Annotated in this window: 10 protein-coding genes; 4 read left to right on the forward strand and 6 right to left on the reverse strand. The window is 38.6% G+C overall.

Going from position 1 to position 13,691, the window contains the following annotated elements:
• Positions 1–18 precede the first annotated feature (18 nt).
• Positions 19–1,935 (reverse strand): hypothetical protein, encoded by a 1,917-nt coding sequence (locus AL038_RS04255; protein WP_062149498.1) that lies wholly within the window; start codon positions 1,933–1,935, stop codon positions 19–21.
• 81 nt (positions 1,936–2,016) lie between these two features.
• Positions 2,017–2,421 carry a pilin gene (locus AL038_RS18740; protein WP_062149501.1) on the reverse strand — a complete coding sequence of 135 codons (405 nt, stop codon included), beginning with the start codon at positions 2,419–2,421 and terminating at the stop codon, positions 2,017–2,019.
• Between the two features lie 320 nt (positions 2,422–2,741).
• Here AL038_RS18740 and AL038_RS04265 point away from each other — a divergent pair, with 320 nt between their 5' ends.
• From AL038_RS04265 to gcvA, 3 genes are all read left to right on the forward strand, one after another.
• Positions 2,742–4,256, forward strand: a complete 1,515-nt coding sequence (locus AL038_RS04265; RefSeq protein ID WP_062149504.1) for a CYTH and CHAD domain-containing protein — start codon at positions 2,742–2,744, stop codon at positions 4,254–4,256.
• 101 nt (positions 4,257–4,357) lie between these two features.
• On the forward strand, positions 4,358–5,059 hold the full coding sequence (locus tag AL038_RS04270) for a cytochrome b/b6 domain-containing protein (RefSeq protein ID WP_066246091.1): 702 nt from the start codon (positions 4,358–4,360) through the stop codon (positions 5,057–5,059).
• Between the two features lie 338 nt (positions 5,060–5,397).
• Positions 5,398–6,384: a transcriptional regulator GcvA gene (gene gcvA, locus AL038_RS04275; RefSeq protein ID WP_062149510.1), complete on the forward strand. Its 987-nt coding sequence runs from the start codon at positions 5,398–5,400 to the stop codon at positions 6,382–6,384.
• Between the two features lies 1 nt (position 6,385).
• On the opposite strand, the gene AL038_RS04280 is transcribed toward gcvA, so the two are convergent.
• The 4 genes from AL038_RS04280 to AL038_RS04295 form a co-directional block, all read right to left on the reverse strand.
• Entirely contained in the window at positions 6,386–7,855 is a 1,470-nt protein-coding gene (locus tag AL038_RS04280; protein ID WP_062149513.1) for a PP2C family protein-serine/threonine phosphatase, read from the reverse strand.
• A gap of 139 nt (positions 7,856–7,994) precedes the next feature.
• Positions 7,995–9,482 (reverse strand): PilT/PilU family type 4a pilus ATPase, encoded by a 1,488-nt coding sequence (locus AL038_RS04285; protein WP_083991424.1) that lies wholly within the window; start codon positions 9,480–9,482, stop codon positions 7,995–7,997.
• Positions 9,483–9,527: 45 nt separating this feature from the next.
• Positions 9,528–10,676 carry a PilT/PilU family type 4a pilus ATPase gene (locus AL038_RS04290; RefSeq protein ID WP_062149516.1) on the reverse strand — a complete coding sequence of 383 codons (1,149 nt, stop codon included), beginning with the start codon at positions 10,674–10,676 and terminating at the stop codon, positions 9,528–9,530.
• 579 nt (positions 10,677–11,255) lie between these two features.
• A complete protein-coding gene (locus AL038_RS04295; RefSeq protein ID WP_145917052.1) occupies positions 11,256–11,909 on the reverse strand; it encodes a 3'-5' exonuclease in 654 nt (217 codons plus the stop codon).
• A 345-nt stretch (positions 11,910–12,254) separates the two neighbouring features.
• Here AL038_RS04295 and AL038_RS04300 point away from each other — a divergent pair, with 345 nt between their 5' ends.
• Positions 12,255–13,664 carry a mannose-1-phosphate guanylyltransferase/mannose-6-phosphate isomerase gene (locus AL038_RS04300; RefSeq protein ID WP_062149521.1) on the forward strand — a complete coding sequence of 470 codons (1,410 nt, stop codon included), beginning with the start codon at positions 12,255–12,257 and terminating at the stop codon, positions 13,662–13,664.
• Positions 13,665–13,691: the final 27 nt, after the last annotated feature.

Here is a 13,691-nt window from a genome sequence, read left to right on the forward strand (position 1 = left end):
TAATAAGAATAAACCTGCTTATTTATGTTCAGCCAATTGTTTCTTCCAAAAGGCAATATCATCTTTATACAGTGTTTGTTGTAATGGCGTAAATGTTTGTAAAATGGTCGTGAACACTTGTTGTGCTTCAGTAACACGATTTAATTTTAATAACCAAGCCACTCGCCAGAAATGGAAAACAGGGGTGACATCCTTCAGTAATATTGCTTGACTAATACTATTCAACGCAGATTCATATTGTTCGTTATAGCCATAAGACAAGGCTTGTAACACATAAATATTGCGTTTCTGTTGCCCAACTCTTGGATTAGCCAATAAATATGTCAGCATGTTTTCAACAGATTGCACAGGAATTAACTCACAGCCACCATTCGCCTGTTCAAGGATAATGCTATTTAATGCGGCAATTGTTGCTGAGTCAACCACGGCTGTTTGAAGTTTTTTATAAAGGTCTTCAAGTTCAACTTGATGTTTTCCATTGCCAAAACAACGTTTACCATAGAGCAACATCATAGGGCCTGTTTCATCAGGAAACCGCTCAATCATATTTTGATATACCTGTTCCCCTTGTTCGGAAAGACCTTGATTAAAATAGACAGAGGCCGCATGGGATTGTGCCATTGGCGAGTAAGGATGTTTTTCTGCTAATAAACCCGCCTGATAAAGTGGGGCTGCCCAAATTGTTGCTTGTATCCAACACAAATAAACCATGAAAAATAGCCAAGCAATACTGGACGTAACAACTATCCATTGTAAATTATCTTGTTTTAAACGGTCATATAACCAGAAAAGACCATAGACCATTCCCACCCCAACCCCTACCAGCGGGAGGTAGTTGCGATGTTCAAAATATAACATCAGGGGAACAAAACTGGATTCTAATACATGTCCAGCAAAAAACCATAAAACACTAAACGCAAACAGAGGATATATTTTTCTAAACCAACAGGCTAATCCAAATAAAGCGAGAATAAATATCGTTGTAAAAAGCGTAATGGGCGGCGTTAATAACCCATGAGAAGGCAGATAATCATCATGAGCCAATCCGTATTGGTCGGGGCGTACTAATAATATTTGCCCCATATAATCAACAAGTACACGGCTTTGTGTTAATAACCGTTCAGAAACGTCAATACCCAGTGAAGCGTAGCCTGCTTGAAATTTGCCTAGTCCCAAACTGAGAAATAAGTAACCAACAACAGCAAAACAGGGCAAGTCAATGAATAGGGTTTTCCAATATCGCCAATAAAGCGGCGTTTTTAGTTTTTGTAATAAAGTTGCTTCTAAAACAAATATATAAAATACTAGTAATACACCATTTTCCTTACTGAAGGCAGCTAAAATCCCCCCTCCAATAACCCCCGCCGTTACTAAGAAAAACCCCAATTTTAGGCGGTTCTCTGCGAGTAAATAACGTCCTTTTAAATAGAATATGATGCCTACCAAGATAAACAGGGTAGAAAGTTGTGCCATGCGTTGCACAATATAAAGCGTGGTTGAAACTTGGATGGGGTGCAATAACCAAATAGCGGTCACTAAAAAAATGAGCAGTGAACAACGAACGGGCGTTAATGCAAAAAAACGCGAGAGTAAAACCAATACCCAAAAAACAAGACAACCATTTAACAAGTGAAGCATTAAATTAATATATTTAAAGGGTTCTACTTGTGGCCAAGAGTGATATTGCAAAGCAAAGGATAAGAGCGAAAGTGGACGACCTAACTCACCTGCAGCACCTTCAGTGATAAATTGTCCAAGTTTTAACCAAAAATTATTTTCATCAAAATCTTTCAATGTATGCAAATTTGCATAATCATCAAAAATTAAGATGCCATTCAAATAAGGGAGAAAAAGGAGGGCGCAACCAATGATGAGAGAGAAAAACAATAATCCAAAAAGTAACGCTTTAAGTGAAAACGCTTGTAGTAATTTCATTGTAAATAGTTTTCTCTTAAAATTACACAGAAAAAAACCCGCCTTAAGGGCGGGTTTTAACTACCAACTCAAACGATTAGACTATTTGCAGTTTGTAGGGACGTATTTGTAAATGTCATTCGCTGAGCTATCAACCTTACATGTCCATGTTTGGGTAACGTTGTTGTAAGAGAATACAACGGCTCCAGTGATTTTTGTGACTGTTGCTAGGTAAACACCAACAGTATCCGCTTGTTGTGTAAGGCTGGTAACATATTTACCACGGGTTTTAGCATTGACAGAAGCTGGTTTTGGGAAAACATTTTTACTGCTATACCATTCTTCGCTAGGAGTCTTCAAACCACCGAGTAATTGGACGGCTTCAGAGACTTGGGCTCTCTTGATGTAGTCGGTGTAAGCAGGGATAGCGATAGCAGCTAAAATACCGATAATCGCGACAACGATCATGAGTTCGATTAAGGTAAAACCTTTTTGTGTGGTTTTCATGAGCAATTACTCCTAAAATTCTGTGGAAGTTTTTGTATTTAAACTTAAACCTTGCAGTTGCGTGCTTATATTTGCAAGTTCGCTTGTACATTAAGCAGGGAGTGTGCCATCTTTTTGCTAAATATTAACTCGTTTAATTTTATAAAGTTATTCGTTTTTATCGATAAGCATTTTTTGGATGTGCTGAAAATCCACAGTTTTTATTGCTGAACAACAGCACTTTTTGCACAGTTATTAGGGTTTATGTTTTATTCTTCCCTATATCCCTTGTTTGCCTTTATGATGTAGCGATTTTCTCAAATTTTACGCGCGGAATAATAATGTCTATTGAAACAGAATTAAAACTGCATTTTGCTCCTGATGATGCTGAATATATAAAGCAACATCCTCTCTTGTTAGCCGTTCAACAAGACGAACCTAAGCGACTATACAATACTTATTTTGATACAGTAGATTGTGCTTTATTACAACGCGGAATTGGTTTACGGGTGCGACGAATTAACGATAAACGGATTCAAACCGTTAAAACGGCAGGAACGGTTATCAATGGTTTACATCAACGACAAGAATGGGAAACGGAAATTCACGGAGATATACCCGATTTTAAGTTGATGCCAAAAAATTTATTGCCCAGCCGATTTTTACATAAAAAAAACTTAAAAAATATTCTTCCCGTTTTTACGACTGATTTTGTTCGACAAACATGGCTTATTGAATTTAATGGGAGTCGTATCGAAGTCGCGCTGGATCAAGGGGAAATCACGACACTAACAAATCGTATTCCATTACACGAAATTGAATTAGAACTAAAGGCCGGTTCTGCGGATAATTTGTATCAACTGGCACTCAATTTTCAAGAAAAAATCCCGCTTATTATTGAAAATAGAAGCAAAGCTGCACGGGGTTATGGTTTATACAATCCTTGTCCACCACAGTTTTATAAGGCCCATGAGATAACGCTTAGCACAGAGGCGACGGCTGAAGAGGCGTTTGCACAGTTGTTATGGCATTGTTTAGCACATTTGCAGGCAAACGAAGCAATGGTGTTGTATGGTACGCACCCCGAAGGTGTGCATCAAATGCGTGTTGCTTTACGACGGTTACGCTCTTGTTTAAGTCTGTATAAACCACTAATTCCAGCAAGTACTTACACTGAATTACAAGGTGAGTTTAAATGGTTGGGAAGTATCTTGGGTATGGCTCGTGATTGGGATGTATTCAGTTTAAATCTTCAACAGATGGAAGAACAGATTGATGATCCAAAAATCCTTGCTGATTTACAAGCCATTGCACTTGACTTTAAAACCCGTGCTTACACGCTGGTACGTCACAGTTTAACCCTCCCGCGTTATAGCCGTTTATTATTGTCGTTTAGTCATTGGATTACGAAGCGAACATGGCGCGATACCTTAACGGGAGAGGCATTGCTTGCCTTAACACAGCCTGTGAGTGATTTTGCGAGTCAAATATTAGGGCAATATGACAAGCGAATTAGTAAGCAAGGGAAAAATCTAATCCAACTCCCACCAGAAAAAAAACACAAGCTACGAATTCTTATTAAAAAGATGGTCTATGGCACACGCTTTTTTGCCTCACTGTATTCAGGTAAAACAACCCGTGAGTTCAGCAAGTCACTCGCTACATTGCAAGATGATTTAGGCGTGTTGAATGATGTCAATATTGCAGATGAATTGCTCACACAAGCGAGTATCGCTGCGGATGCTCCCGTTCGCCATTTTCTAAAAGGTTGGTATGCACATCAACAGATTGCACACATAACACTTTTGGCTGAACATTGGCACACATTCCAACAACAACGGGCTTTTTGGAAATAATGGTTTTCTTAAGCCAGCCTTCATATTGTTTCCTCATTAAGTTGTTATTATGTCACCGTTGTTTATTGATTCCCTTTATAACTGCTTAATTACAGGTAAACATGATGAAAGAAGAGAATAATCCCCCGCGTTTACAAAAAATCCCTGTCTGGGATTTGCCAGTACGCTTATTTCATTGGATATTAGTTCTTTTAATCGTTGGATTATGGGCGACAACGGAGGAAGATGTGTATTACGACATGACGCTACACACCTACTTAGGCTATAGCGTTTTAGCCCTCGTTTTATTTCGTATTTTATGGGGATTTGTTGGAAGTAAACACGCCCGTTTCAGCGATTTTATTTATGGTATTCCTGCAACACTCGCGTATTTAAAACATTTGCCCAGTCGCCAACCCAGTGCATACATTGGACATAATCCCGTTGGCGGATGGTCGGTTATTTTTCTCTTGTTAGCACTCTTAGTACAAACAGGAACAGGTTTATTTGCAGATGATGATATTTTTACAACGGGCGCATTTGCTAAATTTGTTTCTTCAGATACCAGCCATTTCCTAACCGAAGTTCACGAAATCAACTTTAATATTTTGATGTTGTTAGTTGGCTTACACATAGCAGCTATTCTGTTTTACCGCTTTTACAAAAGAGTAAACCTAGTAAAACCTATGATTGTAGGAACAAAAGAAGTCAGCCCTGAACAAGCACTCACAGCGAAAAAATTTGCCAGTGCATGGTTAGCCTTGTTTTTACTAGGTCTAACGGGAAGCGGGGTCTATTTGGCTGTTTTTATCTGGGCTAAGTAAATACAATACAAAAAATCGCGCTAAATACAATAACTAGCTGTATTTAGCGCAAATCTCCATGCATTACAAACACGTTTCTAGTGGATATTAGAAGACAGAATTCGGGGAAAAGCACCGTTTTTTTCTATACATTTTGGCATAATCAGTGCTTAATTTCGCTTTAAACAACAAGACAATGACAACTATTGATTGCATCTACAGGCTTATATTTACTACAATGATAGGCTTGCCTGAATGACATGATGCCATAAAAACAAAGCGTTGAGGCTTTTTACTTAACTAACGACTTTATATCGCATTCCATCATTCAATACTATTTTGTCGAATAGAATAGTAAAGTGTCACGATATACTCGACAAACGATTGTTTCTCAACTACCAATTGAATTATTTTCATCCTTAAAGACCCCTATGCGCCGTTTACCGCCTTTAAATTCCATTCGAGCTTTTGAAGCTGCTGCCCGTCACCTAAGCTTTAATGTCGCAGCGGATGAACTCAGCGTAACGCCCTCAGCAATCAGTCATCAAATTCGTTTGCTGGAGGATTTTCTAGGCGTGAAATTATTTCGCCGTTTAAATCGCCAAGTTATATTAACACCTGAAGGACAAAGCTATTTACCTACGGTTAGTGCCGTATTTGAGCAATTACACACTGCAACAGACCGTATTGCCTCTAATCGCACAACAGGGCCGCTAAATATGAGCGTTACCCCTTCTTTTGCAATTCGTTGGCTAGTTCCTCGTTTAACACGCTTTCAAATTGCTTACCCTGAAATAGAGGTGCGTTTGGTCACATCCGTAGAATTTGTTGATTTTTCTCGTTCTGATATTGACTTGATGATTCATTTTGAAAAAGGGACAGACCAAGAAAATCTTTATTGCCACCCATTAATGGCAGAGGAATTAGTTCCCGTGTGTAATCCTGATTATCAGCAAAACTTTCCCTTGCGTCATTTAAATGATTTACAACAGGCAACCTTATTACAAGTATCTGTTAGAAGTGATGATTGGCGATTATGGTTGAATGCGGCACAAGTGGATGTGGGTGATCCACAACGCGGGCCTAAATTTAATACGATTTCATTAGCCTTAGAAGCGGCTATTGCAGGGTTAGGCGTTGCCATTACTGACCGTAAATTAGTCACACAAGATTTAAAAGCAGGAAAGTTAGTTGTACCGTTTGAAATTCAATTGCCTAACGTTTACTACTATTACATTGCTTATCCGAAGGAATATGAAGCCAATGTAAAAATTATGGCCTTTAGAGATTGGTTATTATCCGAAGTTGCAGCAGTAGAGGAAGAATCTTTATTAACGATTAATTAAATTACAACTTCTTTAAGACTAACAAGGTAATGTCATCAAAAACACGATGATTTCCTATATGTTGACGAACATCATCAATAACAGCACGACGAATTTCAGTTGCGGAACATTGCCAACAACGGCTAATGATTTGACACAACCGCTCGACACTGTATTGTTCTTTAACCTGATTTTCTGCTTCAGTAATGCCGTCTGTATATAAAACCACAATATCCCCCGCGTGTAGAGATACCTGTGTTTGTGCAACGTAACGGGCAATATTTTCTTCTAAACCAATCGGAAAACCTAAATCCATCGTATCAATTCGTTCTACTGTTCCGCCCGCCCGCACAACTATCATCTCCTCATGCTGACCGCTTAAAAACAATTTTCCCGCTTGATAATTCACCAACGCAAGCGTTAAATTTTTATCTGAGTTCATCCGTTGAATATTATGATAAATAGTACGATTAAGCGTATCTAAAAATTTTACGGGGTCATTTTCTTGATGATTTAATAATGTACAAACAGCCGTTTGTACCATCAACATTAACACGCTACTTTCTAATCCATGTCCTGTAACATCACCAATGGCACAAATTACCCGTTCATTATGTTTCAACACATCATAATAATCCCCCCCAACTTCCGCCGCAGGTTCCATAAAACCCGCAATTTCTAATCCATTGACTTCGCTTAACTCCTGTTCTTTAGGCAACAACATTTGTTGCAACTGACGGGTAATGGCTAATTCCGTTCCCATTCGTTGATTATCTGCTTGTAATAATTCGTTTAATACAGAAATCTCACGCAAGGCTTGTTGCAAAATACGTTCTTGGTGATTAATTTTTTTAACAACAAAAACAATGATTAATATAGATAATATGATTGCGATACAGCCTAACACTAACATTTGTATTAAGGTGTAACGATAGGCAAAACGGGATTCTTGCAAGGATTTTTCTGCTTCAGCTTCTCGCGTTTTACGAATAGTTTGCAACTCTTCCATGACGCGATCATTCATCGCCTGCGCTTGTAGAACTAATAAACGTGCGTTTTCTGCTTTTCCCAAACGTGAAAGAGAGACAACTTTATCTAATAAGGTTTGTGCATCAGCTAAAATAACTTTTTGCGACTCTAATAATTGATGTTCATATTCAGTCAGATGTAAAGCATACAACTGCTCGCGCGCGTGAATAAAACGTCCTGCATACTCACTATAACGTTCCCATTCAGCTTCAACTGCAAAGGGGTCTGTTAGATAAGTCATGGTATGCACACTTAACATGCGCTCTCTTACCATATCACGCATAAGTGTAATGAGTTGTGCCTTCGCGTTATTATCAGTTACTAACTCTTCAAGCTGTTGATTAAGTCTGGTTAAATTTGTTAGACCAATTAGAGCCGCTAAACCCAACACAAACAAAATACTGATAAAGCCAAGTAAAACTAAAATAGCTTGTCTGCGAGAAAGCGCGTTGTAATGGTTCATAGGAGGACGCAATGGTGAGAAATATCATTTTTCGTTATTGTTTTTCTGCATTAGAAATAAGTTTATACGGTTTAAAAAAATAAGCTGTAACATGGGCGATAAGGCGCATAAACAATGCGCCTCGAGTACCAATTAATTCTTATCCAAAATTAATCCGTGCTTCCAAATTATTTCGTGAATCCGCATTTTTCAAGGCTTCTTCAAGGCTAATTCGGCCGTCTTTGTACAAATCATAAAGCGCGTCATCAAAGGCTTTCATTCCTTTTACACCACTTCCTAGCATCGCATCTTTTACCTCATTTAGTTGCCCTTTTAAAATCAGGCTAGCAATGTGGGGGGTATTGATTAACACCTCGATAGCTGCCGCCCGTTTACCGCGTACATCAGGAATTAGACGTTGGGAAACAACCCCACGTAAATTCAATGATAAATCCATAAATAATTGATTATGCATTTCATGTGGAAACATATTCACCACACGGTCTAAGGCTTGGTTGGCATTATTCGAGTGCATCGTTGCCAGACATAAATGCCCTGTATTGGCTAGTTCTAGTCCAGCTTCCATAGTTTCCCTATCACGAATTTCACCAACCAGAATAACATCAGGGGCTTCACGCAATGAGGCTTTTAAAGCACGTGCATAAGAAACTGTATCCGTCCCCACTTCACGCTGGTTGACCAACGAAAGAATATTCGGATGAGAAAATTCAACAGGGTCTTCAATGGTTAAAATATGTCCTGCATTATTTTGATTGCGATAATTAATCATCGCTGCTAACGAGGTGGATTTTCCTGAACCTGTTCCCCCAACCATAATAAGCAAGCCACGTTTTTGCATGATTAATTCTTGCAAAATTTCAGGTAAGTTAAGGTCAGCAATGGTTGGGATTTTTGACGGAATTAAGCGCATGACTAAGCCAATCGTGCGGCGTTGATAAAACGCATTAGCACGAAACCGTGCGCTGTCGTCAGGCAATGCAATGGCAAAGTCTAAATCTTTAGTTTTTTCAAACTCTTCTATTTGTTCATCCGTCATGATGCCATAAACAGCGGATTTGGTGAGTTCTGGGGTCAACATATACTCATCCATAGGCACTATTTTGCCGTATTTCTTAAAACAAGGTGGTGAATTAGTTGTTAAGAAAAAGTCCGAACCATCCTGTTTTACCAATACATCCAAGTACGGCAGAATATCCAATCGCCCTTTAGTCGGAATCCCGCCCAATACACGAATACCTTCATCATGGGCAAAAGAAAACGTTGGTGTTTTACTATTCGTGGCAGGCGGTGCTTTTGTTGCCTCAGGTGTTTTTGACCCCGATTTTTTCAGGGGACGTAATACCAATCCCACGCCTTTTGCATTAAGCGTTATCATCACCTGATATTGACTATCCGTATTGGGTGATTTGTATTCAAATTCTATTTCTTTTGCTTGGGAAAGCTGTTTTTTTTGTGCTTCACTGAGAATATTAAAGGCGGCGGCCTTCGTCATTTCTGGCGTTAGTGGAGATTTACCAACGGGTTTTTCTTCCCCATCAATTTTCATCTTGACCACGGAGCCTGCAATGAGTACCAACTCTGAACCATTTTTTTCTGTGAGCAGTTTGAAATAAGGCACTAAATCCATAAAGGGTCACCACAAAACAAGTTGGGAATAATGTAAACGGCAAATTTATTTTTCTTCGACTTCCTTAATAGATAATCCACCAGAAGCAGCTAACGCATCCACACCCTTCGCATTTTTTCCTTCTAACTTGATTTTCAAGCGTAACTCATTAGCAGAATCCGCGTTACGCAATGCTTCTTCTAACGTAATTTTGTCCGCTTCATGTAAATCAAATAAGGCTTGGTCAAAGGTTTGCATTCCCAATTCGCGCGATTTTGACATAATGGGCTTCATTTCTGATACTTTACCCGTCGCGATTAATTCCTGAATTAACGGCGTATTTAACATAATTTCAATGGCTGCCGCCCGTCCACCGCTAATGGTTCGAATCAAACGTTGTGAAATAATTGCCCGTAAATTCAGTGAAATATCTTGCATCAATTTTTTCTGTTTTTCTACAGGGAAAAAACCTAATACACGGTCAATTGCTTGGTTAGAATTATTTGCGTGCAGGGTTGCCATTGCTAAATGCCCTGTTTGTGCGAATTCCAGCCCAAAGTTCATAATTTCCGCATCCCGAATTTCTCCTAAGAGAATCACATCAGGTGCTTGCCGTAAGGTATTATGCAAAGCGGCTTCCCAACTAAAGGTATCTACACCAACTTCCCGTTGCATGATGACGCAATTTTTATGTGGATGAACAAATTCAATCGGGTCTTCAATCGTAATGATATGTCCATAAGTATTCGCATTGCGATGGTCAACCATCGCCGCCATCGTTGTGGATTTACCAGAACCTGTCCCGCCAACCATAATGATTAAGCCGTTTTTTGCCATAATTACTTCTTTTAAAACTTGAGGCAGACCCAGCTTATCAAAGTTTGGAATTTCAACAGGAATAACCCGCATAATCAAACCACTATATCCCTGCTGAATAAAAGCATTGCAACGAAAACGGGTAAGTCCGGGGGGGGCAATAGCAAAATTACATTCTTTCGTTGATTCAAATTCTTTCAATTGTTTATCATTCATGATGCACAAAGTTAGTGCGCGAGAATCTGCCGCAGATAACGGTTGTTTCATCATCGGGGTCATTTTGCCCTTGACTTTCATGGCAGGTGGAAAACCCGCTGTAATAAATAAGTCAGAACCATCTTCTTTTAACATTAATTTCAGGAGCTTAATCATTAAGCTCATGGCTTCTTCTCTTTCCATTTTCTTATTCCTTATATCTGTAGGTTAAGTGAATATTTATGTATTATTGATAGTAAAGTTTTTATTGTGCAGTACTCATTACTTATAGATTTAAAGACGGTCTAAGTTAGGATTTTTACTTGTTTTGATTATTCCCATTTGAAAATGCCATCCGTTTTTTTGATTCAAAGGGCTCTCTATGTATCCTAATTTATTTTTATTACTAATGAATTGTATGCGTCCTTATAACAACACAGATCATTTTACCATGAAGGCTCATTCCTAAATAATAAGTCACCATAGAGTAAAACGCACTAACAATCTGATAAAAATGAATTATCAAACGACTGACGGTAAACACAAGACTTACGTGTCTATATTGTTTTTATCATTTGATAGAGGATGATACTTAAGCGTTTAATCCGTCTCTGAGCAAAAGGCGTGCAAAAAATTTATTCTGCGTTTAGGGGAATACAGCGATAGGAAAGGAATTACTTTAGTTAATGCGGGAGATAACATCATAGAATACATAAATAAAAACCTATCCTACTTTGTTAAATAGGATAGGTCTTCGTTATCTTACCAATAATCACATAAATCTTATACTTTCCAAAAACTCGTCATTACTTTATATTGTAAATCAATTAATTCTGATGCAAGACTCGTATTTGACAGTAATTGTTTGGTGATACATTGGAAAATTTGTCCTGTTACAAATGCGTCACCCCATGCCGTGTGGCGAGCGGGATTTTTAATCTGGAACGACTTTGCAACCTCATCAAGACTGTAATGTCCTAAATGTCCGCTATAGGCAACATAGAGCAACATTGTATCAATCCATAAATTGGGCAATTGCCAAACCAGTTTTTTTTGCAACGCTTTATTTAAAAAGCATAAATCAAAATTAACATGATGTCCGACTATAATGGCATCACCAATGAACTCAATAATATCATCCATAATATCATCAAGATAGGGGCTATTTGCAACATCTTCATTCGTAATTCGGTGCAATGCGGTGGACATAATAGGAATCATACGACCGGGATTGACTAAGGTTTTATACTCACGTCCCGTAAATTCTAAACCCCGCATTTCAATAAGACTAATAGACACGACTTCATCGCCTGAATACGGCAACAACCCCGTTGTTTCTGTATCAATGACCACAAAACGGGTTTTCTCCGTGATGACCATTCGCTCCAGATAAGTTGCGTCAATTTGTAAAGGACGCATATTGGTTGCTGAACACACTTCTCCTCCTCATCTTTTTTATAACTTATAACAAATTGTAATGCACAAGCGGATTATATCGCATAAGCTAAATGAGAATATGACAATATCGTGATATATATTATTTTTACCTTATTGCAAAAATTAAACTGTTTGTGTACGTAAGGAAAATTAACGATTATAAACACCATAAAAAAATTTCAATAGTGAAAGCATAAAGGATTAACAAAAGCTACTGGATTAAATAAATTCAATTTATAACCCAAAAATGAATATAGTCTATCTTTTCAAATTTTCGAATCTACATATAGCCCGTTATAATGCTAGCTTAGCATGAACATAATGACATTAAGGTGATAACAAACAATGTTAATTCCCGTTATTCTTTCAGGTGGTGTTGGAAGCCGTTTATGGCCGCTGTCACGCGAACATTACCCAAAACAACTGCTTGCCCTTGTTGGTGATAAAACATTATTACAAAACACTATTTTACGGTTACAAGGATTAGTAGAACCACTACACCCCCTAATGGTATGCAACGAAAGCCACCGTTTTTTAGTCGCAGAACAATTACGCACCATAGAAATATGTGCCAATAATATTTTATTAGAACCCATAGGACGCAATACCGCGCCCGCTGTTGCAGTTGCTGCACTACAAGCGATTCAACAATATCCAGATGCTTTGTTATTAGTTTTACCCGCCGACCATTTAATCAATGCAACTGAACGTTTTTGCGAGACGTTAAAACAAGCGATTCCCTTAGCAGAAGCAAATTATTTAGTAACTTTTGGCATTGTGCCTGATTGCCCTGAAACAGGTTATGGCTATATCAAAGCCGCGCAACAAATTGCACAAACCGCAGGTTTTACTGTAGAAAAATTTGTTGAAAAACCTAATTTGGCAATAGCACAAGATTATGTTGCCTCGGGGGAATATTACTGGAATAGTGGCATGTTCCTATTTAAAGCAAAGCGTTATTTAGAAGAATTAGAAAAATTCGCCCCCGCGATTTTCACCGCCTGCCAACAAGCACTCACCCACGCTGTGCAAGATAAAGATTTTCTGCGCTTAGATGCAGAATATTTTCGTGAATGCCCGAGTGATTCTATTGATTATGCGGTGATGGAACACACAGAATCTGCCGCAATCTTACCGCTTGATGCAGGTTGGAGTGATGTAGGTGCGTGGTCAGCTTTATGGGCTGTCAGTTCACACGATGCACAAGGAAATGTTCTTTTAGGCGATGTCATTGCTGAAAATGTACAAAATAGCTACTTACGTGCAGAACATCGCCTACTTGCTGCAATTGGTTTAGATAATCACATTGTAATTGAAACAGCCGATGCTGTACTGGTTGCACACAAAGACCATGTGCAAGATGTGAAAAAAATCGTCACTCATTTAAAAGCGAGCGCGCGTCAAGAAGCAGATTTACATCGTAAAGTACATCGTCCTTGGGGAACTTATGAGAATATCGATGTAGAAAGCCGCTTTCAAGTAAAACGCATCATGGTGAAACCCGGTTCAAGTTTATCACTACAAATGCACCATCATCGTTCAGAACACTGGATTGTGGTCAAAGGCACAGCAAAAGTTACCTGTGGTGAGGAAACTTTTTTACTCACGGAAAATCAATCTACCTATATTCCTTTGGGTGTAAAACATCGTCTAGAAAACACAGGGAAAATTCCCTTAGAAATTGTTGAAATTCAATCGGGTGCTTATTTAGGAGAAGATGATATTGTCCGTTTTGAAGATATTTATGGGCGATAACTGCCTAACACGACTTGTATGAAAGCG

This window comes from Beggiatoa leptomitoformis, from assembly GCF_001305575.3.
GTDB lineage: Bacteria > Pseudomonadota > Gammaproteobacteria > Beggiatoales > Beggiatoaceae > Beggiatoa > Beggiatoa leptomitoformis.

Excerpts from the sequence above, each read along its gene's own strand:
- AL038_RS04255 (WP_062149498.1), bottom strand. The coding sequence starts at position 1,935 with ATGAAATTACTACAAGCGTTTTCACTTAAAGCGTTACTTTTTGGATTA.
- AL038_RS18740 (WP_062149501.1), bottom strand. The coding sequence starts at position 2,421 with ATGAAAACCACACAAAAAGGTTTTACCTTAATCGAACTCATGATCGTT.
- AL038_RS04265 (WP_062149504.1), top strand. The coding sequence starts at position 2,742 with ATGTCTATTGAAACAGAATTAAAACTGCATTTTGCTCCTGATGATGCT.
- AL038_RS04270 (WP_066246091.1), top strand. The coding sequence starts at position 4,358 with ATGATGAAAGAAGAGAATAATCCCCCGCGTTTACAAAAAATCCCTGTC.
- AL038_RS04280 (WP_062149513.1), bottom strand. The coding sequence starts at position 7,855 with ATGAACCATTACAACGCGCTTTCTCGCAGACAAGCTATTTTAGTTTTA.
- AL038_RS04285 (WP_083991424.1), bottom strand. The coding sequence starts at position 9,482 with ATGGATTTAGTGCCTTATTTCAAACTGCTCACAGAAAAAAATGGTTCA.
- AL038_RS04290 (WP_062149516.1), bottom strand. The coding sequence starts at position 10,676 with ATGGAAAGAGAAGAAGCCATGAGCTTAATGATTAAGCTCCTGAAATTA.
- AL038_RS04300 (WP_062149521.1), top strand. The coding sequence starts at position 12,255 with ATGTTAATTCCCGTTATTCTTTCAGGTGGTGTTGGAAGCCGTTTATGG.